The 25,220-nt window shown below is 70.4% G+C and carries 19 protein-coding genes; 14 read left to right on the top strand and 5 right to left on the bottom strand.

All coding sequences use genetic code 11. The features are described 5' to 3' along the window. Positions 1-80 precede the first annotated feature (80 nt). From ACGFYQ_RS11175 to ACGFYQ_RS11145, 7 genes are all read left to right on the top strand, one after another. Positions 81-3,131, top strand: coding sequence for a beta-ketoacyl synthase N-terminal-like domain-containing protein (locus ACGFYQ_RS11175; protein WP_393742348.1), 3,051 nt, complete (start codon positions 81-83; stop codon positions 3,129-3,131). Beyond that, the gene (locus ACGFYQ_RS11170; RefSeq protein ID WP_393742346.1) at positions 3,124-4,326 is read left to right on the top strand and encodes a MupA/Atu3671 family FMN-dependent luciferase-like monooxygenase; all 1,203 of its coding nucleotides are present in this window, start codon (positions 3,124-3,126) and stop codon (positions 4,324-4,326) included. The genes ACGFYQ_RS11175 and ACGFYQ_RS11170 overlap by 8 nt, the downstream gene beginning before the upstream one ends. Before the next feature lie 3 nt (positions 4,327-4,329). Further along, complete coding sequence (locus ACGFYQ_RS11165; RefSeq protein ID WP_393742344.1) at positions 4,330-4,896, top strand: gamma carbonic anhydrase family protein; 567 nt, start codon at positions 4,330-4,332, stop codon at positions 4,894-4,896. Beyond that, positions 4,893-5,672 (top strand): thioesterase II family protein, encoded by a 780-nt coding sequence (locus ACGFYQ_RS11160; protein ID WP_393742342.1) that lies wholly within the window; start codon positions 4,893-4,895, stop codon positions 5,670-5,672. The genes ACGFYQ_RS11165 and ACGFYQ_RS11160 overlap by 4 nt, the downstream gene beginning before the upstream one ends. A gap of 25 nt (positions 5,673-5,697) precedes the next feature. Continuing rightward, entirely contained in the window at positions 5,698-6,492 is a 795-nt protein-coding gene (locus tag ACGFYQ_RS11155; RefSeq protein ID WP_393742340.1) for a substrate-binding periplasmic protein, read from the top strand. Further along, the gene (locus tag ACGFYQ_RS11150; RefSeq protein ID WP_393742338.1) at positions 6,479-6,985 is read left to right on the top strand and encodes a flavin reductase family protein; all 507 of its coding nucleotides are present in this window, start codon (positions 6,479-6,481) and stop codon (positions 6,983-6,985) included. Before ACGFYQ_RS11155 ends, ACGFYQ_RS11150 begins: the two co-directional genes overlap by 14 nt. A 78-nt stretch (positions 6,986-7,063) precedes the next feature. After that, positions 7,064-8,359 carry a homoserine dehydrogenase gene (locus ACGFYQ_RS11145; RefSeq protein WP_393742336.1) on the top strand — a complete coding sequence of 432 codons (1,296 nt, stop codon included), beginning with the start codon at positions 7,064-7,066 and terminating at the stop codon, positions 8,357-8,359. A 261-nt stretch (positions 8,360-8,620) separates the two neighbouring features. On the opposite strand, the gene ACGFYQ_RS11140 is transcribed toward ACGFYQ_RS11145, so the two are convergent. Continuing rightward, positions 8,621-9,310: a TetR/AcrR family transcriptional regulator gene (locus ACGFYQ_RS11140; RefSeq protein WP_393742333.1), complete on the bottom strand. Its 690-nt coding sequence runs from the start codon at positions 9,308-9,310 to the stop codon at positions 8,621-8,623. An 86-nt stretch (positions 9,311-9,396) separates the two neighbouring features. On the opposite strand from ACGFYQ_RS11140, the gene ACGFYQ_RS11135 reads away from it, so the two are divergent. The 5 genes from ACGFYQ_RS11135 (at position 9,397) to ACGFYQ_RS11115 (ending at position 16,469) form a co-directional block, all read left to right on the top strand. After that, positions 9,397-10,194, top strand: a complete 798-nt coding sequence (locus tag ACGFYQ_RS11135) for a DUF4386 domain-containing protein (RefSeq protein WP_393742331.1) — start codon at positions 9,397-9,399, stop codon at positions 10,192-10,194. 9 nt (positions 10,195-10,203) lie between these two features. Further along, entirely contained in the window at positions 10,204-13,740 is a 3,537-nt protein-coding gene (locus tag ACGFYQ_RS11130) for an AAA family ATPase (RefSeq protein ID WP_393742329.1), read from the top strand. Positions 13,741-13,910: 170 nt separating this feature from the next. Further along, complete coding sequence (locus ACGFYQ_RS11125) at positions 13,911-15,152, top strand: glycosyltransferase (RefSeq protein ID WP_393742327.1); 1,242 nt, start codon at positions 13,911-13,913, stop codon at positions 15,150-15,152. A gap of 103 nt (positions 15,153-15,255) precedes the next feature. Beyond that, positions 15,256-15,777 carry a hypothetical protein gene (locus ACGFYQ_RS11120; protein ID WP_393742325.1) on the top strand — a complete coding sequence of 174 codons (522 nt, stop codon included), beginning with the start codon at positions 15,256-15,258 and terminating at the stop codon, positions 15,775-15,777. 56 nt (positions 15,778-15,833) lie between these two features. Then, entirely contained in the window at positions 15,834-16,469 is a 636-nt protein-coding gene (locus tag ACGFYQ_RS11115; RefSeq protein WP_393742323.1) for a DUF3995 domain-containing protein, read from the top strand. Here ACGFYQ_RS11115 and ACGFYQ_RS11110 read toward each other — a convergent pair. After that, a complete protein-coding gene (locus ACGFYQ_RS11110) occupies positions 16,417-16,845 on the bottom strand; it encodes a Fur family transcriptional regulator (RefSeq protein ID WP_393742321.1) in 429 nt (142 codons plus the stop codon). The genes ACGFYQ_RS11115 and ACGFYQ_RS11110 overlap by 53 nt on opposite strands. A 268-nt stretch (positions 16,846-17,113) precedes the next feature. Between ACGFYQ_RS11110 and katG the strand changes: the two genes are divergently transcribed. Further along, positions 17,114-19,303 (top strand): catalase/peroxidase HPI, encoded by a 2,190-nt coding sequence (gene katG / locus ACGFYQ_RS11105; protein ID WP_393742319.1) that lies wholly within the window; start codon positions 17,114-17,116, stop codon positions 19,301-19,303. Between the two features lie 97 nt (positions 19,304-19,400). On the opposite strand, the gene ACGFYQ_RS11100 is transcribed toward katG, so the two are convergent. The 3 genes from ACGFYQ_RS11100 to kdpB form a co-directional block, all read right to left on the bottom strand. After that, positions 19,401-20,468 carry a serine hydrolase domain-containing protein gene (locus ACGFYQ_RS11100; protein WP_393742317.1) on the bottom strand — a complete coding sequence of 356 codons (1,068 nt, stop codon included), beginning with the start codon at positions 20,466-20,468 and terminating at the stop codon, positions 19,401-19,403. Positions 20,469-20,942: 474 nt separating this feature from the next. Continuing rightward, positions 20,943-22,880: an amino acid transporter gene (locus ACGFYQ_RS11095; protein WP_393742315.1), complete on the bottom strand. Its 1,938-nt coding sequence runs from the start codon at positions 22,878-22,880 to the stop codon at positions 20,943-20,945. A gap of 160 nt (positions 22,881-23,040) precedes the next feature. After that, positions 23,041-24,726 carry a potassium-transporting ATPase subunit KdpB gene (gene kdpB / locus ACGFYQ_RS11090; RefSeq protein WP_393742313.1) on the bottom strand — a complete coding sequence of 562 codons (1,686 nt, stop codon included), beginning with the start codon at positions 24,724-24,726 and terminating at the stop codon, positions 23,041-23,043. A gap of 396 nt (positions 24,727-25,122) precedes the next feature. On the opposite strand from kdpB, the gene kdpF reads away from it, so the two are divergent. Then, complete coding sequence (kdpF, locus tag ACGFYQ_RS11085) at positions 25,123-25,212, top strand: K(+)-transporting ATPase subunit F (RefSeq protein ID WP_063789431.1); 90 nt, start codon at positions 25,123-25,125, stop codon at positions 25,210-25,212. The last annotated feature ends 8 nt before the right edge of the window (positions 25,213-25,220 follow it).

Here is a 25,220-nt window from a genome sequence, read left to right as displayed (position 1 = left end):
CGGTAGCTGGGGGAGCCGCGCCCCGGCAAACCTTTCCGGCCACAGCACTAGCAAGCACCCCTGTACTGGATGGGACAAGGATGAACATACAAAGCGATGACGACGACCTGATCGCGATCGTCGCGATGGAATGCCGGCTTCCGCAGGCGGCGGACGTCGACGAGTTCTGGCAGAGGCTGGTCGACGCCGAGAGCGTCATCACGGATCTTACGGATGCGGAAGTGGCGGCTGCCGGGATCCCGGCCGGTCAGAGCTCCCGGCCGGACTACGTCAAGCGGGCCGGAGTTCTGGAGGGCCTCTCGGAGTTCGACTCCACGTACTTCGGCTACTCCTCGCGTGAAGCGGACATCCTCGACGTCCAGCAGCGCCTCATGCTGGAGAAGTCCGTCTCGCTGCTGGAGCGGGCCAACATCGATCCGCGCCGCACCGACCAGCGGATCGGTGTCTTCGCCGGGTCGGGGATGAGCACCTACCTCTACCGGGTCCTGAACCGTCCGGACCTCGTCGACTCGCTCGGCGAGATGGTCGTACGCCACGGCAACGACAAGGACTTCCTGGCCACGCGGATCTCCCACAAGCTGAATCTGCGCGGCCCCAGTGTGAACGTGCAGACCGCGTGCTCGACCGGCCTGGTCGCCGTCCACTCCGCTGTTCAGAGCCTGCTGCTGAACGAATGTGACGCGGCGATCGCGGGCGCGGTGTACGTACGTGTCCCGCAGCACGCCGGATACCGGTACCAGGTCGGCGGCGTGCTGTCGCCGGACGGCACCTGCCGGCCGTTCGACGCCGAGGCCAACGGAACGCTCTTCACCAACGGCCTCGGTCTCGTCCTGCTGAAGCGGCTGCGCGACGCGATGGCCGACGGCGACGAGATCCAGGCGGTGATCGCCGGATCGGCGGTCAACAACGACGGAGCGCAGAAGGCCAGCTTCACCGCTCCGAGCGTGTCGGGCCAGGTCGGTGTCCTGAGCGACGCACTCGCGATCTCCGGCGCCAAGCAGACGGACATCACGTACATCGAGGCGCACGGTACGGGGACGGCCCTCGGCGACCCCATCGAGATCGAAGCGATCAAGCAGGCATACGGCATCGACGGCGAGCCGTGCGGCATCGGCTCGCTCAAGGGCAACTTCGGGCACCTCAACATCGCCGCCGGGATCATCGGCCTGATCAAGGCGGCGCTGGTCCTGAAGCACAAGTACGTGCCCCCGACGGTGAACGTGAAGGAGGTCAACCCGGCGCTCGAACTGGACGGCTCACGCTACTTCGTGACCACCGAGGGGCTGCCGCTCGACGGGGACCACCCGCGCTGGGCCGGCGTGAGCGCCTTCGGCATGGGCGGCACCAACGGCCACGTCATCCTCAGGAGTTACGACAAGGCTCCGGCGGTGCACGCCGTACCCGCCGAGGCCGCCGCCGGTCCGAGCATCCTCACCTTCTCGGCGAGGTCCGAAGACGCACTGCGGCGACAGGCGGCCGAACTGGCGAAGCACCTCGCGGCGGACACCGACGGCTCGCCGGCCGAATACGCGCACACGCTGCGCACGGGCAGGATGCTCCACCCCCATCGCGCCTCGCTGGCCGTGGTGGACCGTACGGAGGCGGTCTCGCGGCTGAAGGCCGAGCGGTACCACGTGGGAACCGAGACGGACTCGAACGAGATCACGTTCGTCTTCGCGGGGCAGGGAACCCAGCGTCGCGCCATGGGCTCCGTACTCGCCGCGAAGAACGCCTCCTTCGCCCGCCGGCTCGACGAAGCGGTCGCCGCGGTGAACGAGCACACGGACTTCGACCTGCGGAGCTTCCTGCGCTCCGACGGCCGGGCCGACGCCCCCGGCGCCGACGACGTCATCGACACCTCCGTGGCGCAGCCCCTCCTGTTCGCCGTCGAGTACGCACTGGCGACGGCCCTCATCGACGCGGGCGTCAGGCCCCGCTACCTCTTCGGGCACAGCCTCGGGGAGGTGGTCGCCGCGACGGTGGCGGGCGTGTTCGACCTGCGGACGGCTGCGGAGCTGGTGGTGGTACGGGCGAGGGCCATGGCCCGCTGCGCCGCCGGAGCGATGCTCTCGGTCGGCCGGCTGGATCCGTTCGCCGACCTGATCGACGCGGGCGCCCTGGTGGTCGCGGCGACCAACTCCCCCCGGCAGTTCGTCCTGTCCGGAACCCACGAGGGCATCGAGCAGGCGGTCACGAGGGCGGCGGACGCGGGCTTCCCCCACCACAGGCTCGCCACCTCGCACGCCTTCCACTCGCCGCTGATGCGCGGTGCCGCGGAGGAGTTCCTCGCCTTCCTGAAGACCGTCGACCTCCAGGAGCCGCGGATCCCGCTGGTGTCGAACATCACCGGCCGGATCCTCACTGGGTACGAGGCCCGGAACCCGCACTACTGGGCGGACCACCTGATCCGGGGCGTCGACTTCGCCGGGTCGGTGGAGACGCTGCTCGGGCTGGGCGCGCGGAGGTTCGTCGAGATCGGCTCCGGCCGGTCCATGGGCAACCTGATCCGTGCCAACGCCGGACCGGAGACGGCCTCGGCCCTGGAACTCGCCCAGACGCTGGGTGAGCCGGAGCACGAGGACGAGTCGTTCGCGGACGCCGTCGCCTTCGGGTGGGCTTCCGACCCCGAGGTACGCATCGAGGCCTATGCGAGCGCGGGGCGGATGGTGTCCCTGCCGACCTACCCGTTCGAGAAGCTGGTCCACTGGGTGGAGTCGACGCCCGCTCCCCCCTCGGATGCCTGTGGCTGCGAGGCCGAGGGCCGGTCGGACGTCGCGGAGACGAGCACGGTCCAGGCCCCGGGAGCGGGCGTCGCGGCCGCGGACGCACCGTCCTCCTCGGCGGCGGCGACGACGGCCGTGGAAAGCACCGGCGCCGACGCGGCGACGGAAGAGATCCGGCTGATCGTCGGCCGGATCTTCGAGAGCTTCCTCGGCGAGTCGACCGCGGCCGACGACCTCGGCTTCTTCGAGCTCGGCGGGAACTCGCTCATGGCGATCCAGCTGATCAACAAGCTGCGCGAAACCTTTGAACTGGACCTGTCCGTACGGGACTTCTACGAGAACAGCTCGATCTCGGCGACCACGAACGTGATGAGGGCCATGCTGCTTGAGGAGCCCGTGAATGTCTGACAGCACCTTCCTCGACGCCGGTCGGCTGGCGAGGCTGAAGGCGCAACTGAAATCCGGTTCGGCAGCCGCGTCCGAGACGGGTGAACTCCGGACGTCCGAGCCGGGTCAGCACCCGCGGCCCGCGCCGCAGGAACGCCGGCCGTCCGCGCCGATACCCGACCTGGGCGTCATCTTCTTCTCCGGCCTGAGCGGGGACAGCGACCCCTACGACCTCCTGCTGGACGTCTCGCGCTTCGTCGACGGCGCCGGCTTCACGGCGGTCTGGACCCCGGAGCGGCACTTCACCGAGGTCGGTGGCGCCTATCCCAACCCGTCCGTACTGGGCGCGGCACTGGCGATGATCACCGAGAACGTGCGCATCCGTGCGGGAAGCATCAACCTCCCCCTCCACGACGTACTGCGCGTGGCGGAGGAGTGGGCGCTCGTCGACAACCTGTCGGGCGGCCGGGTGGACCTCGCGTTGGCGCCCGGCTGGCACGCGCGGGACTTCGTCCTCAACCCGGACGGCTACGAGGACAGGGCGCAGGTGCTGGGCCGCTCGCGGGAGCAGCTGCAGGGCCTGTGGCGCGGAACCCCGGCCGGGCGCACCGATCCGTTGGGAGAAGTCCACGACATCCTGACCTTCCCCCGCCCCGTGCAGCCGGAACTCCCCGTCTGGCTGACCTCGTCGAAGAGCACGGACGCGTGGCGGTACGCGGGCGAGAACGGCCTGAACGTCCTTTCGGCGCTCATCAACTTCGGTCCGGCCGAACTCGCGAAGAGGATCGAGATCTACCGTGAGGCGCGGGCCGGCGCGGGACTCGATCCCGATCTCGGCGTCGTCTCCCTGATGCTGCACACGTATGTCGGTGTCGACACGGAGGAGTCCGTGGACCGGGTGCGGCCCGCCCTGACCCGGTACCTCAGCTCCTTCGTCTCCCAGCACGCCACCTCGGGGCAGAGCGAGTCGCAGGACAAGTCCCGGACGTTGCAGAACCTCGGCGACGACCACGACGAATTCCTCGAGATGGTGTTCCAGCGGTACGTCTCGTCGAGTTCGCTCATCGGCGACGTGGACCGAGCCCGTACGACGCTGGAGGGCTTCTCCGCGATGGGGGTGAACGAGATCGCCTGCCTGGTCGATTTCGGAGTGTCCAAGGACGACGTCATGAAGAGCCTCGCCCGGCTCTCGTCGCTTCTCCGGAAAGAGGTCTGACAGATGAAGACGTACAGCTTCCAGGGCGTCCAGCCGCGCATCCACCCCAGCGTCTACGCGTTCGACGACGTGGTGGTCATCGGAGACGTGGAGATCGAGGCGGATGTCAGCCTCTGGCCGGGCGTGACGATCCGCGGGGACAAGGGGGGCGTCCGCATCGGCCGGGGGTCGAACATCCAGGACCACTCGATGCTGCACTCGGACCCGGACCATCCGTTGATCGTCGGCCGCGACGTGACGGTCGCCCACGGCGCCCTGCTGCACGGCTGTTCGGTCGGCGACGGATCCGTCGTCGGCATCGGCGCGGTCCTGCTGAACGGTGTCTCGGTCGGGGCGAGTTCGCGGGTCTCCGCGGGGGTGGTGCTGAGCGCCGGACCGCTGCTCCCGCCCCGGAGCCTCATCGCGGGCACCCCCGCGTCCGTCCTCATGAAGCTGAGCGACAGTGACGTGGCGGTGCTGGACGAGACGGCTGCCGAGTACCGGGACCTGGCCGCGCAGTACCGCACGGGGCTCCGCCGGGTCGCCCTGCCGGGTCGTGAGCCGTCGGAGTCGCGGACGGGCGGCCGATGACACGGCCTGTCCGGGCAACCGGCACGCGGCTCCTGAGGGGGTACTCCCACGGGCATCGGCGCGTGGTCGTCTGCTTCCACCACGCCGGCGGGGGAATGTCCGCGTTCCGGGGATGGGCGGACGTGCTCGCGCCGACGACGGACGTGGTCCTGGTCCAGCTCAAGGGGCGCGAGGACCGCATAGGGGAACCGCTCACGGACCACCTGGACGATCTCGCGGTGGAGATCGCCCGAGGGATCTGCGCGATGCCGTACGACGACGTCGTACTCCTCGGGCACAGCATGGGGGCGACCGTCGCGTGGGCGGTGGCCGATGCGATCTGGTCGGTCTACCGCCGCCGCGTCCGGGTGGTGCTCTCCGCCCAGGCGCCGCCTCCGTACGACCCCGAGGCGGCCGGCCGCCTGTTCGCGCAGGGGGACGGCTGCGAGAGCGCCGTGGAGATCCTCGGGGCGGTCGGCGGCGTCTCGGCACGCGCGGTCGGCGAGTTCTACGCGGACACCCTGGCCGCGGATCTGGCGTGGATGTCCCGCGAGTTCCCCGCGCTCGCCCCCCGCGCACTGCCCGTCGACCTGTACTGCGTGGCGGCCGACGGGGACCGCCTGCTGGCCCCCGGGGTCATGGACGGGTGGGCGTCACTGACGACGCGGCACTTCTCGCAGTCGATCGTTCCCGGCGGACACATGTATCTGCTGACGGATCCCACACCCCTGTTGCACCTCGTGAAGGAGCTCGCGCTCCAGGACTCCGCGGAAAAGGTGGCCACCGTTGTTCAGTAGCGCACGTGACAGCGCGAGTATCCGCGTGGGTCTTCAACGGAACACCCCGCCGTTCTCGTATGCACCGACCGAGGAGTTCCGGCCCGTCGGCTATGCCGTCGATCTGGCGCACCTGGTGTTCGCCAGGGTCTTCGGCGGCGCGCACCTGGTCCCCCCGCTGGAGGCCGTCGAGGTGACCTCCTCCACGCGGGAGGGGATGCTCGCCGAGGGCAGCATCGACATCGAGTGCGGATCGACGACGATCACGGAGGCGCGGCTCGCGCGGCACGCCTTCAGCCTGCCGATATTCCGTACCTCTCACCGCATCGTGGTGAAGGCCGGCGAGGACCCGCCGCCGGCGAAGGTGCTGCGCGTGGTCGGCATCCAGGGCTCGACGAGCCAGGCCGCGCTGGAGGGCCAGAAGGACCTCGGCTTCGATTTCACCTTCGTCGGCGTGCCGTCCATCGGCGCGGCCTGGGACGCGTTCGTCGGCGACGGGCACATCGACGCCATGGTGGCGGACGAGGTGATCCTCAGGACTCTCCTCGGCGGCGGGCCCGCGCACGAGGGCATCAGGCTGCTCGACGTCCGGCTGGGCGGGGAGTCCTACGGATTCATGATGCGGCACGAGGACCATGAGTTCGTCCGCGCCGTGGATGCGGCTCTCGAGGAGGTCTTCGATTCCTCCGAATACCGTGAACTCCTCAGGTCGTGGTTCTTCGAGGAAATACCCGGACTGGGGTTCGGCCTTGCGATGGATCCGACGGACGAGGCATTTGTGAATACGGGGGTCCGCCCCGCGTATGCGTATCGGGAAGGCAGCGACGATGAACACCACTGAGTCCGCGGTGCAGGACCTGTTCAAGGAGGTGATGTCCTGTGTCGCCACACCCGTGTCGATCGTGACGGTCATGTCCGACGGCGATCTGCCTTTCGGGGCGACCGTCAGCGCGTTCTCGTCGCTTTCGATCGACCCCGCGATGCTTCTGATCGCTCTCGACAGGAGGTCGAAGACCCTTGAGGTAATCCGCGAGTCCGGCCGTTTCGGCCTCAATGTCCTCGGCGCCGACCAGGACGACCTGGCGATGGCATTCGCGGCCAAAGGCGGAGTCGACAAGTTCTACGGGACGAGCTGGAGCGTCGACTGCGGTCTCCCGCGCATTGCGCACGCACCGGCCTGGATAGCCTCGACCGTGGTCGACCTGGTCGACGGTGGGGACCACGTCATCGTTCTCGGCCGCGTCGACGCCGCGGAATCGACCGGCGACAAGGCGCCGTTGGTCTACTACCGGCGCAGCTTCGGAACCCATCTTCCGCACTACGAACCGGTATAACCATCCCGACCGTCTCGCACTCTGAGAAATCCCGCGTATTCCATCTGACTTACGGTCAAGGCCTGTACGATTCACAGCATGGTAAATCATGTCAAAATTGGGCTGCTTGGGTGCGGAACGGTCGGGGAGGCCTTCGCCGAGTTGCTCGTCGAGCGGCGCGCCGCGATCGAGGACGTGACGGGAATTTCCCTCGATCTCGTGCGGATCGCGGTGCGCAATCCGGATAAACCGCGCTCGCCGAAACTGGACCCGAATCTCTTCACGGGAGACCCGCTCGACGTCGTCAAGGCGGAGGACGTCGACATCGTCGTCGAATTGATCGGTGGCGTGACACCGGTCGACGAGCTGGTCGTCACGGCGCTGAACTCGGGCAAGCCGGTCGTGACCGCCAACAAGCAGCTCATCGGCAGTGCCGGTCCCGAACTGTTCGCCGCGGCGGACCGGGCGGGAGTCGACCTCTTCTTCGAGGCCGCGGCGGTGGCGGCGGTGCCGATCCTGCGGCCGATCCGGGAGTCGCTCCTGGGCGAGGACGTGACGCGCGTGGCCGGCATCGTGAACGGCACCACCAATTTCATCCTCACCCGCATGATGAGCGACGGCCTGAGTTTCGACGAGGCGCTGACGAACGCTCAGGAACTGGGACTGGCCGAGCCCGACCCGACCGCCGACATCGAAGGCGACGACGCGGCGTCCAAGGTCGCCATCCTCGCGTCGCTGGCCTTCAACCGGTCCGTCGTCGCCGACGACGTCGCCCGGGAGGGCATCGTCGGTCTCGACCTCGAAGACTTCGAACTGGCCGCACAGTTCGGGTTCGACATCAAGCTCCTCGCCGTGGCCGAGCGGTTCACCGACGGCCCGGAAGGAAGCGAGCAGATCGGGGCCCAGGTGTTCCCGGCCCTGATCGAGCGCGACCACCCGCTGGCGAGCGTCCGTGACAGCTTCAACGCGGTGTTCGTCACCACCTCCGCCGCCGGTGAGCTCATGTTCTACGGCCACGGCGCCGGCCCGCGTCCGTCGGCGTCGGCCATCCTGGGTGACGTCGTCGCTGCGGCGGACCACCTGCACCGCGGCACACACCGTCGGGTCCCCGTCGGCTCCCCCGCGGCCATCCGGCCCACGCAGGACCTCGTGTACTCCTACTACCTCCGCACGGAGGTCGACGAGGCGCCGGGCGTCCTGTCCCAGGTGACGGGCGCGTTCGCACGGCACGGCGTCTCGATCCGCAAGGTCGACCAGCACGGCTCGGAATCACAGGCGCGCGTCGTCTTCATCACCTTCCCTGCGACCGAGCGCGCGCTGCACGGCGCGCTCGACGAGCTCCGAGGGCTGGGCCACGTCCGCGATATCGGTCGAGTCCTGCGGATCTACAAGTAGGGCCACCCGCCGCACGGCTGCGCCCTCGCCGCCGACCACGGTCGACAGCGAGGGCGCAGCCGTGCGGACGGCGTTCATCGCCCCATCAGCCTGCTGCGCCGTCCTCGTCGCCTTGCGGCTCGGACAGAGCCTGAAGCACGTCATCGAGCAGCTCTAGATATCCGGACGAGTGAGAGCCAGCTGCCGGTACGTGTGGGCGCTCAACTTGGTCGCGGCCAGAGCCTCTTCCCCCCGTCCCCATGCAGCAAGCAGCGGGCGGCGTCACCTGCCTGAAGTCCACCCCTGTCGCCGGAGCCGTTCGAAGCCGTCCAGGAGGAGGTCCAGGGCGAACTCGAACTCGAACTGGTCGTCACAGCCTCGGCCGACGACGGACTCCCCGTCGTGGGCCACCGCCATGGCCAGCTCCGTCACGTAGGGATATCGACGCGCGGCCTCGGTCGCCGCGGCGGCCGTGACGCCCGGGTCGGGGCTCGGCGCGTCGTCGAACAGTTCCTGGGCGAACCCGAGCATGCGGCTGCCCAGGGCGTGCATCACGTGATGCGTCAGGTCGACGGAGAAGCCGCCGGTCCGGAACATGCCGATCACCGAGTCCATGTACGCGAGCACGACCGGTGTGGGGCTGGTCCGCGATTGGATCACCTGAGCCGCCCAGGGGTGGCCCAGGAGGGTGCGCCGCGCCGAGAGGATCCGCTGCCGGACCGCGCTCTTCCAGTCGGCGCCGGGGGCCGGCGGGTCGATCCCGCCGACGACGACGTCCACCATGCCGTCCAGGAGCTGCTCCTTGTTGGCGACGTGCTTGTAGAGCGCCATCGGCACCACGCCCAGCTCCTGCGCGAGTTTGCGCATGCTGAGCGCTTCGATCCCGATGCCGTCGGCGAGCGCGACGGCGGCGTGCAGCACCCGGTCCCTGCTCAGGGGGGCCCGGCGTCCCGTGTCCGTCTGCTGCCCCATATCGATCAGCTCCTTGTGATCAGCCGTGGACCGGCCCCGGCATCCGGCCTTGACGAGTGTACGGCGTACACCTAACGTGAGCGCAGGTGTACGCCGTACACCTGCACATGGGGAGGGTCCCGATGGACTCAGCTAGAAAAATCGCCGTCGTCGCCGGCGCGTTGTTCCTAGTCACGGAGGTCAGCGCGATCGCCGGGCTCGCGCTGTACGGCCCTGTACTCGGGGGTGCGGACTACGTGGTCGGTTCCGGCGCCGACACCCGGGTGTTCCTGGGGGCGTTGTTCGAGATCGTCCTCGCGATGGCCGTCATAGGCACCGGGGTCACGCTGTTTCCGGTCATCAAGAGGCAGAACGAAGGGGCAGCGCTGGGCTACGTCTGCGGCCGCCTCCTCGAAGCGGCCGTCATCGTCGTCGGCACCATCAGCGTGCTGTCGGTGGTGACGTTGAGGAGGAACTTCGCGGGCGGTGCGGACGGTTCGGGCGGTTCGGGCGGTTCGGGCGGTTCGGGCGGTGATGCGGCGTCCCTCGTCACGGTCGGCAAGACCCTGGTGGCGATCCACGACTGGACCTTCCTCTTCGGGCCGAACGTCATCCTCGGCGCGAACACGCTGGTTCTGGCGTGGTTGATGTACCGCTCGGGCCTCGTGCCCCGGTTCATCGCCGTACTGGGCCTGGTCGGGGGCGCGTTGATCTGCGTCTCGGCGACGGCCGTGATGTTCGGGCTCTACGAGCAGGTCTCCGTGGCGGGGTCGCTCGCGGCCCTCCCCGTGTTCGCCTGGGAAGTGACCCTGGCCGTCCGGCTCATCGCCAAGGGGTTCACGCCTTCACCCGCCGTCTCCGCCGAAGTCGGAGGCCCGGATCCGACTCCCGGAGCCGCCGGTTAAGTTGGGGGTGTGGATCGGCGGCCGCTCAAACTCGTACTCGATGTCCTGCTCGTCCTCGTCGGGGCCCTGCTGGCCATCGCGACGAACTACGCGACCAGCGGGGACGGCCATGTACCGCTACCCCTGCGTCTGTTGCGGACCTGGTCCGTGCCGCTGATCGGCGTCGCGCTGCTGGTCCTCGTCGTCGGACAGGTCTGGCTGCACTACCTCGACCGGCCGGTCGCCGTCCGGCGTACCTGGGACTCCGACCAGCCGCCGTATCCGGGGCTGGAAGCCTTCACCGAGGCCGACGCGGCCGTGTTCTTCGGCCGTGACCGTGAGGTCGCCGAGCTGGTCGGCCGGCTGCACCCGGTGGCGCCCGGCCGGGCGGCGCGGTGCGTGAGCGTCATCGGGCCGTCCGGCAGCGGCAAGTCCTCCCTCGTACGGGCCGGCCTGCTGCCCGCGCTGGCCCGGCGGCGCAGGCGCTGGACGGTCGCCGAGCCGTTCTCGCCCGGCGTGGACCCGGTCGGCGCACTGCACCGGCGACTGGAGCAACTGCCCGACGCCCGGCCCGCATTGCTCGTGGTCGACCAGCTGGAGGAGCTGCTCACCCTGTCCGGTCCCGAGGAGCGCACCGCCTTCCTGGCCGCCCTGCGCGCGGCCCTGCGCCGGGATCCGCAGCTGTGGGTGGTCGCCACCCTGCGCTCCGACTTCCTCACGGCCTTCCTGGAGACCGGATGCGCCGAGCTGGTACGGGACCCCATGGCGATCGGCGCGCTCGGCCGCGAGGAGCTGTACGAGGTCATCGAGCGGCCCGCCGAACAGGCCGGCCTCTCCTTCGCTCCCGGGGTCGTCGCCCGCATGGTCGACGACTGCGGGGGCGGCGACGCGCTCCCGCTGCTCGCGTACACCCTGCAAGAGCTCTACCTGCGGGCCGGCGGATCCGGCGGTACGGTGACCGACGAGACGTACCGCGCCCTCGGCGGCGTGGCCGGCGCCCTGTCCGACCGGGCGGACAGGATCACGGCGGAGCTGGGTGCGGCCGCTCCCGTCCTCGCCACCCTGCTGCGGTTCGTCACGGTCGACCGCAGCGAGCCCACCCGCCGCCGGGTGCCGCGCGCCGACCTGGAACCGGCGGAACGGGAAGTCGCCGAAGCCTTCGTGGCCGGCCGGCTGCTGACCGGTGACGGGGGCACGCTGGACGTGGCCCACGAGGCCCTGTTCCGGCGCTGGCCGCCGCTGAGCCAGGCGGTCGCCGCCCGCACCGAAGAGCTGCGCCGGCGCACCGAGCTGGAGCGCTGGGCCCAGGACTGGGAGCACGCCGGACGCCCGGACGCCTACCTGCTGACCGGCGAGCGGCTGACCCTGGCCCGGCAGTGGCTGGACGGCGCCGCCCGGTCGCTGGGCACGGCGCCGCTGGTCGCGGAGTTCCTCGACCGCTCGGCGCGGGCGGACCGGGCGACGATGGCGCGCACGGCGGACGCAGTCGCCCTCCGGGTGCTCGAAAGCACGGAACACAAACCGGAGTTGGCGATGGCGGCGGGGCTCGCGGCGGCCGACGAGTGCGGGCTGACGCCGGCGCTCGCCCAGGCACTGCGGACCGCGCTCGGCGCCTCCCGGCTCCGCACCGCCCACCGGTGCTTCGAGCGCGCCGTAACGGGTACGGCCTGGTCGCCCGACGGGAGCCGCTTGGCGGCCGCTTCCGGTGAGGGAGGCCTGCGGGTGTGGAACACGACGGGTGCCGAAGCCGACGCGGCCGGGCCGGCCGTCCACATCGAACAGGGCGGCTGGATCCGCTCCATGGCGTGGTCGCCCGACGGCCGCCGGATCGCGTGCGGCGCCCGTGAGGGGATGGTGAGCGTCTGGGACACCGGGACCTGGGCGCTCCTGGCCGACCTGCGGCACGGCGAAACGGCCGGCGGCCGCGCCGAGGGCGTCACCAGCGTCGCCTGGGCACCCGACGGGAGCCGCCTCGTCTCATCGGGCAGCGACCGCGTGCTGCGGGTGTGGGACACCGGACCGGCGGCCTCGTACGCCGAGGTCTCCGCCCTCCGGGGGCACACCCGTACGGTGTGGAGCGTGGCCTGGTCCCCCGACGGCGGCCGGATCGCCAGCGCGGGCGAGGGCGCGATCGTACGGATCTGGGACGCGGCGACGGGTGAGTCCCTCCGGGTGCTGCGGGACCATCAGGACACGGTCGAATCCGTCCGCTGGTCCCCGGACGGGTCCCGCCTCGCCTCCGCGTCCAAGGACCGCACGGTGCGGATCTGGTCCACCGCCTCCTGGACCGTACGGCATCGGCTCGACAGCCTCGACGGCCTCAACTGCCTGGCCTGGTCCCCGGACGGACGGCGGCTGGCCGCGGGCGACCAGGACCGTACCGTGCGCGTCTGGCAACTCCCCGACGGCGCCGAGACCGAGGACGCGGCCGGCGAGGCCACGGCCGCCGAGGCCGGACTCTGGCTGAGCGGCCACACCGACACCGTGTACGACCTCGCCTGGTCGCCCGACGGGGAGCGGCTCGCCAGCGCCTCCCGCGACCGCGTCCTCGCGGTCTGGGACGTCCGCGAAGCCACGAACACCCTGTACGGCCACGAGGATTCGGTGTGGCAGGCCGCCTGGTCGCCGGACGGCGCGCACATCGCCAGTGCCTCCCAGGACGGCACGGCCCGCGTCTGGGACGCGCACGCGGGCCGGCCGACGGGCGTACTGGGCCCGGTCGGCGAGGTCGCGGACGTCGCCTGGTCGCCCGACGGCACCCGGGTGGCGGCCGCCCTGCGCGACGGACGGGCCCTCCTGTGGCGTCCCGGTAGCGGGACCACCCGTACGCTGCGGGGCCACCGGGACGAGCTGTCGGACATCTCCTGGTCGCCGGACGGCACCCGGGTCGCCACCGCCTCGCGCGACAGCACGGTACGGATCTGGGACGCCGCCACCGGGGACGTCCGCCACGTCCTGCCGGCCGGGCGCCGCGCCCGCGGCCAGGACGACTGGCTCACCGGCACGGCCTGGTCCCCGGACGGCCGCCATCTCGCCACCTCCGGCACCGGGCGGACGGTCATCGTCTGGGACACCGGCTCCGGTGAGACGGTCACCGTCCTGCGCGGCCACGAGGACCACGCCTGGAAGATCGACTGGTCGCCGGACGGCCGTCGGCTCGTCACCGGCTCCCGCGACCGCACGCTTCGCCTCTGGGACCCCTTCGCCGGCACCGAACTCGCGGTCATGACCGGCCACGAGGACCGGGTGCAGCGTGTGGTCTGGTCGCCGGACGGCACCCGGATCGCCTCCGCCTCCCGGGACCGCACCGTCCGCCTCTGGGATCCTGGTACGGCCACCCAGCTCGCGGTCGTGGCGGTGGGCGCCGACTGGATCAACGGCCTGGACTGGCACCCGGACGGCTCCCGCCTGGTGACCGCGTCGCGCGACCGCACGGTGCGGATCTGGGACGTGTCGGCCGCCGACTCCGACGCCCTGCTGCGACGTACCCGGTCCCGCCTCTTCCGCGAGCTGACCGCCGAGGAGCGGCGCGCTTTCCTCCTCCCCGGCGCGGCCCGCACGAGGTAGCGGGGGCGGTCGTGGGCGGTGACCGCGTGCCGCGTGACACCGCCGAAACCCGTCAACGCGGCGGTGAGCGCGACCGACGACGCTCTCGGGCGGAAACCGGCCCACGGCCCACGTGTTCTCGGCGCGGCGGGGATGCCGCCGCCGGCGTCTGGGCCTGACATCCTGATGCGGTGCGCGTACTGATCGTGACCGCGGGATCCTGGGGCGACGTCGCCCCGTACACCGGACTGGGCGTGCGACTGCGCTCCGCCGGCCACGACGTGGCCATCGCCACGCACGTCCGTTTCCGGGACGCCGTCACCGCCCACGGAATCGGCTTCCGCGCCCTGCCCGTGGACCCCCGTGAAGTACTGGCGTCCGCGGCCGGCCGGTCACTGGCCAGGGCGGTCAGCCCGCCCGTGGCCATGGCCCGACTGATGCGCATGGCCCAGGAGTTCATGCCCCGGCTCACCTCGGGCGTCGTGGACGCCGTACGGCAGGGCGCCGACGTGCTGCTGAGCTCCACGTTCACCGACCCCATGTGCTCGGCGCTCGGCGAGGCGATGCGGCTGCCGGCCCTCGGCGTCTACCTCCAGCCCATCGAACCCACCGCGGCCTTTCCACCCCTGGTCACCGCGGCCCGCTCGTTCGGGCCGCACGGCAACCGGCTGGCCGCACGAGCCCTGTGGGCCGCCACCGACCGGATCTTCGCCCCCGCCGTGAGCGGACTCCGTCGCGAACTGGGGCTGCCACCACGGAGGTTCGGGGGACCGCTGGGCCTGCCGCGCGACCGCCTCGTCCTGCACGGCTTCAGCCCCCGGATCGTCCGGCGCCCCGCCGACTGGCCCGAACGCCACCGTGTCTGCGGCTACTGGTGGCCCGCGACACCGCCCGGCTGGCAGCCCGACCCGCGGCTGCTGGACTTCCTCGACGCGGGACCCCCTCCGGTGTTCGCCGGATTCGGCAGCTTCGTCGCCGCCGACGCGGAGCGGCTGAGCGCCTTGCTCGCCGAGGCCCTGCGACGCGCGAAGGTCCGCGGGATCGTCCAGTCCGGCTGGACCGGCCTGCACGCCGAGGGAGACGAGCTGCTCACCGTGCAAGAGGTCCCGCACGCCTGGCTGTTCCCGCGCACCGCCGCCGTGATCCACCACGCGGGCGCGGGGACGACCGCGGCGGGTCTGCGCGCCGGAGTCCCGGCCGTACCGGTCCCGGTCCAGCTGGACCAGCACTTCTGGGCCGGCCGCCTCACCGCCCTGGGTGTCTCCCCACCGCCCCTGCGCTACCAGCGCCTGACCGCGCCCCGGCTGGCCGAAGCGATCGTCGCGGTCACCCGCACCCCGGCCTTCCGCGCCCGCTCCCGCCGCCTGGCCGCCGGCATCGCCGAGGAGGACGGCGCGGCGCGGGTACTCACGGCCCTGGGACGGTTGGGATGAGGCCGGTTGCACCCGAGTAGCGGGTGCCCCTCCCCCGCTCGGGGGAGGCTGCTGCTCCTCGGGCAGGACGCGACGCCCGGCTGCCCCGGACAGCATGGGGAACATGACCGTTGAGAGGTACGCAGACCAGGCCCGCCGGACGCTGTTCGCACCCGCGCGGCCCGCGCCCGCAGGGCGCTTCGTGTGGCTGGCCGCAGGCCTCGCCGTCGCGTTCATGCTGGTGTACTCGGGGATCAAGGTGTACATGGCGGCGCGCGGCGAGATAGGGATGCCCGGCCACCCGGCGCCCGAGTCGGTGCAAGCACGCTTCGAGCACCCCGCGCTCGCACAGGCGGGGAACGCGTTCCTGGGCGCGGTGGCGGCGGCCGTCGCGGCGGCGACCGTCACGCGCTGGGGCGCGCTGATTCCGCGCTGGATGGTGCTGGGCGCCCTCGCGGTCGCCCTGGTGATGCAGGCTCTCGGAGCGGTGATCACCCTGCGCCGCGAGGGTCTCGACCCGGTGTCCGGCGGGTGGGGCATCGTGGCCGACGGGGTGGCTCCGGCGGCCCAGCTCGCCGCCTGGGGCGTCGTCGGGGTGTCGTACTTCCTGCGGACGCGCGCACCGCGCAAGGCAGAGACGCGATGACCCGCCGGACGGGGACGGCTACGGGGACGGGGACGGGGACGGGGACGGGAACCAGGATGCGGTCGCGGGCGGCCGCGGCCCACGTGGCCTTCGGGTGCGCGCTCGCGTACGGGGCGATGAAGCTCGACTGGGCCCTGGGCGGCGAGTTCCTCGTCCGTCAGACCCCCCTGCCGCCCGACGCCCGGGCCGAGTTGCTGGCTCGCGGCGGGGGCGTGGTGACCGGGCACTGGGGGTCGGTGGCGCTCGCCCTGGTCGGGATGGCCGCCGCGCTCCACCTTTCCGGCCGCTTCCAGCCGCACGGAAGGCTCCGCCGCGCGGCACTGCTCTGCGGAGCCTGGGCCGGATGCGTGTTCATGGTGGCGCGCGCGGTCGGACTCCTGGGCTACGGGTTCATCGGCGACCTGCGCCTGCTGACCGGGCGTGCCTCCGCAGCCCCCGCCGACCCGGAACTCGCGCGCACCCTTGCTTACTGGGACCTGCTGCTGTGGTCGCCGTACTGGCTGCTTTTCGGTCTGTGCTGGGGGGTCGCGGCACACCGGTACGCCCGCGCCGCGAAGCCCGAGCCCGCGGGCGGTGGCGGTGGCCACAGCTCCGCTCCGGCCCGGTCCGCGAGCCGGTCGACGCAGGCGCCGATCAAGATCACACGTGCGGCGGACCGGGTACGCAGGAGGGGCACAGCCCGCGGTAGGTGACCTCGACGTCGGACACCGTGAAGCCAAACCGCTCCTCCGCCGGGAGGCCGGCCAGCGGATCGCCGGTCGGGTGGACGTCGCGGATCACGCCGCAGCCGGAGCACACCAGGTGCTGGTGCGGGTGGTGCGCGTTGGGGTCATAGCGCTTCACGCGGCCGTGGGCGGAGACCTCCGCAACCTCACCGAGCAAGACCAGTTCGCCCAGGGTGTTGTAGACGGTCGCCCGGGAGATCTCGGGCAGCAGCCGCGCCGCGCGGGCGTGCACCTCGTCGGCCGTGAGGTGCACGTGCTCGCCGTCGAGGACCTCCGCGACGACACGCCGCTGGGACGTCATGCGCCAGCCACGGCCTCGCAGTCGCTCCAGCAAGTCACTCATTTCGGTTCACCTGTTCAGGCTCGGCGGGACAACAGAAGTTTACCGACATGTATCCGGCTTCTGGTGGGAAGCGGACGGTCCGACCTTCTGGACGTGATCAGCAGGTGCGAGAACTGACGGCTTTGGACTTTGACTTCTTGTTACGCGGGGCGCCCTGCGTGTTCTCGTAGCAGTGCGGTCCGCGGTGCGCGACCATACGGACGCCGATTCAAGAGCAGGCAGCAAGCAACCAGCAGATGGAAACACCAAGACAGGAAGAGGGACGGACGTGTCCGGCAGCGAAAGCGAGAACCCAGTAATCCCCTCCCCGGCCCCGGCGCCGAGTCGCCCCAGGACGAACCGGGACTGGTGGCCGAACCAGCTGGACCTTCAGGTTCTCCACCAGCACTCGCCCCGGTCCAATCCGATGGGTGAGGACTTCGACTACGCGGAAGAGTTCGCGACCCTGGACCTCGACGCGCTGAAGCGGGACGTCTTCGCGCTGATGACGACGTCGCAGGACTGGTGGCCTGCCGACTACGGCCACTACGGGCCGCTCTTCATCCGGATGAGTTGGCATGCCGCGGGAACGTACCGCATCGAGGACGGCCGGGGCGGCGGCGGCTCCGGCGCTCAGCGCTTCGCCCCGCTCAACAGCTGGCCGGACAACGCGAGCCTCGACAAGGCGCGCCGTCTGCTCTGGCCGGTCAAGCAGAAGTACGGACGGAAAATCTCATGGGCAGACCTTCTGGTCTTCGCAGGAAACTGTGCCATGGAATCCATGGGGTTCAAGACGTTCGGTTTCGGCTTCGGGCGGGAGGACATCTGGGAACCCGAGGAAATCTTCTGGGGGCCCGAGGACACATGGCTCGGAGATGAGCGCTACAGCGGCGACAGGGAACTCTCCGGTCCTTTCGGTGCCGTGCAGATGGGACTGATCTACGTCAATCCGGAAGGGCCCAACGGTAATCCGGATCCGATGGCTGCCGCCCGGGACATTCGCGAGACGTTCGCGCGTATGGCGATGAACGACGAGGAGACGGTCGCGCTCATCATCGGCGGCCACACGTTCGGCAAGTGCCATGGTGCGGTCGACCCCTCGTACATCGGCCCGGAGCCCGAGGCCGGCCCCCTCGAGGAGCAGGGCCTCGGCTGGCGGAACACGCACGGCAGCGGCATGGGGGTCGACACGCTCACCAGTGGCCTTGAGGGCGCCTGGACCACCGAGCCGACGAAGTGGGACAACGGGTACCTGGACAACCTGTTCCGGTACGACTGGGAGCTGACGACGAGTCCGGCCGGTGCGCATCAGTGGACTCCCACGGATCCCTCGGCCAAGGGCACGGTGCCCGATGCCCATGATCCGTCGAAGAGGCACGCCCCGATGATGCTGACGACGGACCTCTCGCTGAAGCTGGATCCGGTCTACGGGCCGATCACGAAGAGCTTCCACGAGAACCCGGACAGGCTCGCGGAGGCCTTCGCCAAGGCGTGGTACAAGCTGCTGCACCGCGACATGGGACCCCTCTCGCGTTACCTCGGGCCGTGGATTCCCGAGCCGCAGCTGTGGCAGGACCCCGTCCCCCAGGTCGATCACGAGCTGGTCGCGGAGGGCGACATCGCCGCTCTCAAGAGCACGATCCTCGCCTCAGGACTGTCCATCTCCCAACTGGTCACCACCGCTTGGGCGTCGGCGGCGAGCTTCCGCGGCACCGACAAGCGCGGCGGAGCCAACGGGGCGCGGATTCGACTCGCACCGCAGAAGGACTGGGAGGTCAACGACCGGCCCGAGGTGACCGAGGTGCTGCAGACCCTCGATCGGATCCGGCAGGACTTCGACCGCTCACAGACCGGCGGAACGAAGATCTCGCTCGCCGACCTGATCGTCCTGGGCGGGTGCGCGGCCGTCGAGCAGGCCGCGAAGAACGCCGGGCACGAGATCACGGTCCCGTTCGCACCGGGGCGCACGGACGCCTCGCAGGAGCAGACCGATGTGGAGACGTTCGCCGTACTCGAACCCAGGGCGGACGGGTTCCGCAACTACCTCCGTGCGGGAGAGAAGTTGTCGCCGGAGACCCTCCTCCTCGACCGCGCCAGCCTGTTGACACTGACCGCACCCGAGATGACGGTTCTGACCGGCGGCATGCGGGCCCTGAACACCGGCTTCGGGCGGTCCCCGCACGGCGTCTTCACCCACCGGCCGGAGACGCTGACCAACGACTTCTTCGTCAACCTGCTCGACATGGGTACGGAGTGGAAGGCGTCGACCTCGACCGAGAACGTGTTCGAAGGGCGGGATCGCGCCACGGGCGAGGCCAAGTGGACCGCCACCGCCGTCGACCTCGTCTTCGGTTCGCACTCCCAGCTCCGCGCCGTCTCGGAGGTCTACGCGGCCAAGGACGCGGGAGAGAAGTTCGTACGTGATTTCGTGGCGGCGTGGGACAAGGTGATGAACCTCGACAGGTTCGACCTCGCCTGAGCCCGATGTCCCGGTCGGCCGCTCATCGGCCGACCGGGACGTCATCGGGATCTCGCACCAGGCTCCCGACCCGTCGGCGGTCCCTGGTAGGCGCGGTTCAGCGGCACAGGGCCGTGTCCACGACACTCTCGAGGTGCTTCGTGGCTGCCCCGTCGGTCGGGATGCCGGTCACCGCGACGCCGGCGGCTCGGCCGTCGTCGGTGACTCCGCCCCGGGTCTCGTAGCCCGGGATGTCCCCGCCGTGGCCCCAGTAGATACCGCCGCATGACAGCGGCCTGCTCATGAGCCCCAGTCCGTAGCCGGCACCGGTGTCCCCGATGGGGACCGTGGTGCGCATCTGGGTGAGCTGTGCCTCCGGGAGGAGGCTGCCGGCCAGGAGCTCGGTGAAGAACCGGTTGAGGTCGGAGTTGGTGGAGACCATCTGGCCTGCCGCCCAGGCCGCGGAGGGGTCTATCTCCGTGACGTCGCGCAGGGGCGCTCCCGCCGCATCCCTGCGGTAGCCCTTGGGATGGGGTTCCCGGACGGTCATGTCACCGGGGGCGGGGAAGTAGGTGTGGCGCAGCCCGATGCGCTTGATGACGCGCCGGTCCATCTCCTCGGCGAGGGGCCGGCCGGTGATCTTCTGGACGATCAGGCCGGCCAGTAGGTAGTTCGTGCTGCTGTAGGCCCACTTCGTCCCGGGGTCGAAGTCGGCCTTGCGCTGGAGAGCGATGTCCAGGAGGTCGCGGGGTTCGAAGTACCGGTGCTGAAGGATGCCGTCGGTGACGTCTTCCTCGTATTCGGGAAGTCCGCTGGTGTGCTGCAGGAGGTGACGGACGGTGATGCGGCGTCCGTCGATCCCCTCCCCGCGGACGAGGCCCGGCAGATAGGTGTCGACCGTGGCGTCGAGGCCGATCTTCCCTTCACCGACCAGTTGCAGGACGACCACCGCGGTGAACGTCTTGGTATTGCTGCCGATCCGCACCTGACCGTCGACCGGCACCTTCGAGCCGGTGGCCAGGTCTCCCGCCCCCGCGGTGTAGGTACGGGTGCGGCCCTCACGGTCCGTGACGCTCGCCAGTGCGGCGGGCAGGCCGTCGGAGCGCACCAGCGCGCTCAGGCCCTGCTGGACGGTGTCCGGCCTGGCGGCGGAGGCCGCGGGCGGCGACAGGACCCCCATCGTCATGACGCCCACGGCCACCGCGACCGCCGCGTGCAGGGTTCTGCGCCGACCGGCTCGCCGCCGTCGCCCGGACGAACGAAGCCTCTGCCATTCCTGCTCACGCACGGGCCAACTCCTGGGGAATCGTTGCGAAACCAGCGGTATGTGCCGGGCCCAGCATGTCCGGATGCGACCGCCCGGAACGATCCTGCTACCCGCCGGCTCCAGGTGGGGCTAGCCCCCGGTGCGCAGTGTGAGGGCCCCGAGCGCGGTCGTCACCCGGGCCTTCTTCACCCAGCGCTCCGGCGCGTGGGAAGACCGCTTCGCCTACCAGAACCCCGGCCCGAACCCAACCTGCGGCCTGCCCTCGACGCCACCGGATGGCGACTGGCGGTCTACGACGACGCCGAACAGCACTTCCCCGCCTGCGCCGTCCCGGCGCAGTGACCGGCCTTACGCCTTGCCGCGCGACCGCCGACCCCCGCCGCGTCGACCGGGTCAGCCGGCGTGGACGTGGGGGCGGCGGGCGCGGTCCGGTTCGGCCTCGCGGATGACCTCGCGGGTGACGGGGGCGACCTCGCCCTGACCGAAGAGGAAGAACCGCAGGAAGTTGGCCATCGGGTTGCCCTCGGTCCACTCGAAGTAGATGTGCGGGCGTTGGCCGGTCTCGTCCCGTACGTGGAGGAGGAGGGCGGCCAGCGCGTTGGGGATGCTGGAGCTCTCCAGGGTCAGGACGCGGTAGCGGTCGTGCAGCACCTCGCCGCGTACGCGCATGCCGGATTCGAACTCGGACGCGTCCAGGACGGTGACCTCGACGAACACCACGTCGTCCTCGGACGGGATGTCGTTGTCCGCGCGGATCTGTTCCTTCTTCTGCCGGTACTCGTCGAGGTCCCGGTTGTCGGGCTCGTTGGCGATGAAGCGGATCGTGCGGTTGGCGGTGTCCCTGATGAAGCGCTGCGCCATGTCGTCGAACTCCACGTGCGTGACGCGCAGCTCGAAGACCCGGGCGAGGCGGGAGAGGAGGGAGAGCGCCATGATGCCGCCGATGAAGCAGGCGCCGATCTTCACGCCGTCCGGCCGCTCCACGACGTTGACGGCCGTGGTGTAGATGAAGACGGCAGAGATGATGCCGAAGCCGATCGTCCAGCCGCGCTCCCCCGCCCGGCGGGCGGCGATGGTCACGGCGACGGCCGCCGAGGTGATCAGGACGAGGACACCGGTGGCGTACGCGCCGCCCTGCGCGTCCACGTCGGCGTCGAAGATCCACGTCACCAGGAACGCGACCAGGGTGAACACGATCACCATCGGCCGCAGGGCCCGGGCCCAGTGCGGGGCCATGCCGTAGCGGGGCAGGTAGCGCGGCATCAGGTTCAGCAGACCCGCCATGGCCGAGGAACCGGCGAACCACAGGATGAGGATCGTGGAGATGTCGTAGACCGTGCCGAAGGCGGAGCCGAGGTACTCGTGGGCCAGGTAGGCGAGGGCGCGGCCGTTGGCCTCGCCGCCCGGCTGGAACGCGGCGGGCGGGATCAGCAGCGTGGTGATGAAACTGCTGGTGATGAGGAAGATGCTCATGATCACGGCGGCCGTGGTCAGCAGCTTCTTGGCGCCGCGGATCCGTCCGGCGGGCTTCTCTTCGGTGTCTCCGGGGTCGCCCTGGACGTGCGGCATGACCGCCACACCGGTCTCGAACCCGGACAGGCCCAGCGCGAGCTTCGGGAACACGATGAGTGCGATGGCGATCATCATGAACGGGTTGCCGTGCTCAGTGGTCAGTGCCGTCGTCCAGTCGGTGACGACCTGCGGTTCGCTGACCACTTCCCACAGGCCCACGGCCACGACCACGACGTTCAGCCCCAGGTAGGTGACCACCAGGACCACCGCCACGCCGATGGCCTCGCTGAACCCCTTGAGGAACACGGCACCGAGCAGCGCGATCATGATCAGGGTGATCAGCACCTCGTTCCCGTGCAGGGTGCTGGTGAGGTGCGGGTTCTCCACCAGGTGCGCGGTCGCGTCGGCAGCCGACAGGGTGATGGTGATGAGGAAGTCGGTCGCCGCGAACCCGAGCAGGGTCAGGACGAACAGCTTCCCCTTCCAGAACGTCAGCAGCCGCTCCAGCATGGCGATCGAGCCCTCGCCGTGCGGGCTCTCCTCGGCCACCCGCCGGTAGACGGGCAGCGCGCCGAACAGGGTCAGCAGCACGAGCACGATGGTCGCCAGCGGCGACAGCAGACCGGCCGCGAGCGCCGCGATACCGGGCTGGTAGCCGAGGGTGGAGAAGTAGTCCAGACCCGTCAGACACATGACCCGCCACCACGGCCGGCCATGGGGCTGGGCCGCCGATTCCTTGGCGGCGGGCGAACCCGTCTGGGCGGTCAAGCCTTCCAGCATCCACGCGCGCAGGCGCGAGGAGCGGGCAGGGGTGGCCATCGTGGGGAGCTCCTGTCGTACGGCAAAGATTCAGCCATCGGCATCGACGGCTGAGCAAGCGTACGCAGACTGATCACTCACGCACGCGGGCGAGCAAATCCTGACGCGTCCTTAACGCCTGGAGCCACCTGCGGCGTAGTGGATGCACGCACCGGGAAGTTCAGCCGAGGCCGGGAACGGTGGACACCACCAGGTCGATGAGCTTGATGCCGACGAACGGCAGGATCAGGCCGCCGAGACCGTAGACGCCGAGGTTGCGGCGCAGCAGGTCGTGCGCGGAGGCGGGGCGGTAGCGGACGCCGCGCAGGGCGAGGGGGATGAGGGCGACGATGATCAGGGCGTTGAAGATGATCGCCGAGGTGATGGCAGAGGTCGGGCTGCTCAGCCCCATGATGTTGAGCGCGCCGAGCCCCGGGTAGGCCGCGGCGAACATGGCGGGGATGATCGCGAAGTACTTGGCGACGTCATTCGTGATGGAGAAGGTGGTCAGGGCGCCTCGGGTGATGAGGAGCTGCTTGCCGATCTCGACGATGTCGATGAGTTTGGTGGGGTTGGAGTCCAGGTCCACCATGTTCCCGGCCTCCTTGGCGGCCGTGGTGCCCGTGTTCATGGCCACGCCGACGTCGGCCTGGGCGAGGGCCGGGGCGTCGTTGGTGCCGTCACCGGTCATCGCGACCAGCCTGCCGCCCGCCTGCTCCCGCTTGATGAGGGCCATCTTGTCCTCGGGAGTGGCCTCGGCGACGTATTCGTCGACGCCGGCCTCGGCGGCTATGGCGCGGGCGGTCAGCTCGTTGTCGCCGGTCACCATGACCGTACGGATCCCCATCTGCCGCAGTTCCTCGAACCGCTCCCGGATGCCCTCCTTGACGACGTCCTTGAGGTGGACGATGCCGAGGACCCTCGGCCCGTCCCAGTCGTGGACCGCCACCAGGAGGGGCGTGCCTCCGGACCGGGACACGGCGGCCGACCATGCGGCGGCCTCGGACGGTACGGTCCCGCCGCGCGCCACCACCCAGTCGCAGACCTGCGTCACCGCGCCCTTGCGGAGGGCGCAGCCGGCGCCGTTGTCCCAGCTCAGGTTGACGCCGCTCATCCGCGTGCGGGCGCTGAACTCGGTGAAGCGGGGGTTGCTGAGGTCCTCCTGGGCGACCGGCTGGAGCCCGTACTCCTGGGCCAGGGCGACGACGGACCGGCCTTCCGGGGTCTCGTCGGCGAGGGAGGACAGCTGCGCGGCGTCCGCGAGCTTGATGTCTTCCACGCCCGGCAGCGGGATGAAGGCCGCGGCTTGCCGGTTGCCGTGGGTGATGGTGCCGGTCTTGTCGAGCAGCAGGGTGTTCACGTCGCCGGCGGCCTCGACGGCGCGTCCGCTCATCGCGAGGACGTTGCGCTGGACGAGGCGGTCCATGCCCGCGATGCCGATCGCGGAGAGCAGGGCGCCGATGGTGGTGGGGATGAGCGTCACGAGCAGGGCCACCAGCACGGTCGTCGACTGGGCGGCTCCCGCGTACGCGGCCATCGGCTGGAGGCCGACCACGATCAGGATGAAGATCACGGTGAGGGCGGCCAGCAGGATGTTCAGCGCGATCTCGTTCGGGGTCTTCTGCCGGGACGCCCCTTCGACCAGGGCGATCATCCGGTCGATGAAGCTGTTCCCGGGGCGCGAGGTGACCCGTACGACGATGCGGTCGGACAGGACGGTCGTACCGCCCGTGACCCCGGACCGGTCGCCTCCCGACTCCCGCAGCACGGGGGCCGATTCACCGGTGACGGCGGACTCGTCCACCATCGCCGCTCCGTCGACCACGTCCCCGTCGGCGGGGACCGGCTCCCCCGCTTCGACGAGCACGAAGTGGGGCGAAGGTGAGGACAGAGTCGGAACGGCATGGCCGGATCGCCAGTGTTCTTGGCGGTATCCATACGGTCGCCGCCCCACTCTTCACGCGCTCCTGACACGAGGCCGAGAGGCCGCCCTGACAGCCCGCCGGGGCGCGGGCCGGGCCGACCCGGTCGGCGTCGGTCTCTCGCGTCAGAGCTGCGTTAAGGGTTCCCCCGCGCCCGTATGAACCCCGTCAAGACGTCTTAACGCCCTGGTGAAGACGCGGTTAGCTCATGACCGGCCACACGGCCGATTCCCATCTCATCACTTCATCCAGGAGCTCACGATGGCCGATCTGGCCTTCGTCTTCGCCACGGTCGCGGTGTTCGCGCTGGTGGCTCTCATCGCCCGGGGGGTGACGAAGCTGTGACTGCCGAGAACATCGTCGGCCTCGTCGTGGCCGTCTCCCTGCTGGGTTACCTCGTCCTCGCCCTTGTGTATCCGGAGAGGTTCTGAGTCCTGAT

The sequence above is a fragment of the Streptomyces sp. NPDC048258 genome (assembly GCF_043201995.1).
Classification (GTDB): domain Bacteria; phylum Actinomycetota; class Actinomycetes; order Streptomycetales; family Streptomycetaceae; genus Streptomyces.
Note: the sequence above shows the minus strand (reverse complement) of the source record. Positions and strands in the feature narration are given on the sequence as shown.

Excerpts from the sequence above, each read along its gene's own strand:
- ACGFYQ_RS11175 (WP_393742348.1), top strand. The coding sequence starts at position 81 with ATGAACATACAAAGCGATGACGACGACCTGATCGCGATCGTCGCGATG.
- ACGFYQ_RS11170 (WP_393742346.1), top strand. The coding sequence starts at position 3,124 with ATGTCTGACAGCACCTTCCTCGACGCCGGTCGGCTGGCGAGGCTGAAG.
- ACGFYQ_RS11165 (WP_393742344.1), top strand. The coding sequence starts at position 4,330 with ATGAAGACGTACAGCTTCCAGGGCGTCCAGCCGCGCATCCACCCCAGC.
- ACGFYQ_RS11160 (WP_393742342.1), top strand. The coding sequence starts at position 4,893 with ATGACACGGCCTGTCCGGGCAACCGGCACGCGGCTCCTGAGGGGGTAC.
- ACGFYQ_RS11150 (WP_393742338.1), top strand. The coding sequence starts at position 6,479 with ATGAACACCACTGAGTCCGCGGTGCAGGACCTGTTCAAGGAGGTGATG.
- ACGFYQ_RS11145 (WP_393742336.1), top strand. The coding sequence starts at position 7,064 with ATGGTAAATCATGTCAAAATTGGGCTGCTTGGGTGCGGAACGGTCGGG.
- ACGFYQ_RS11140 (WP_393742333.1), bottom strand. The coding sequence starts at position 9,310 with ATGGGGCAGCAGACGGACACGGGACGCCGGGCCCCCCTGAGCAGGGAC.
- ACGFYQ_RS11120 (WP_393742325.1), top strand. The coding sequence starts at position 15,256 with ATGACCGTTGAGAGGTACGCAGACCAGGCCCGCCGGACGCTGTTCGCA.
- ACGFYQ_RS11115 (WP_393742323.1), top strand. The coding sequence starts at position 15,834 with ATGCGGTCGCGGGCGGCCGCGGCCCACGTGGCCTTCGGGTGCGCGCTC.
- ACGFYQ_RS11110 (WP_393742321.1), bottom strand. The coding sequence starts at position 16,845 with ATGAGTGACTTGCTGGAGCGACTGCGAGGCCGTGGCTGGCGCATGACG.
- ACGFYQ_RS11100 (WP_393742317.1), bottom strand. The coding sequence starts at position 20,468 with ATGACGATGGGGGTCCTGTCGCCGCCCGCGGCCTCCGCCGCCAGGCCG.
- ACGFYQ_RS11095 (WP_393742315.1), bottom strand. The coding sequence starts at position 22,880 with ATGGCCACCCCTGCCCGCTCCTCGCGCCTGCGCGCGTGGATGCTGGAA.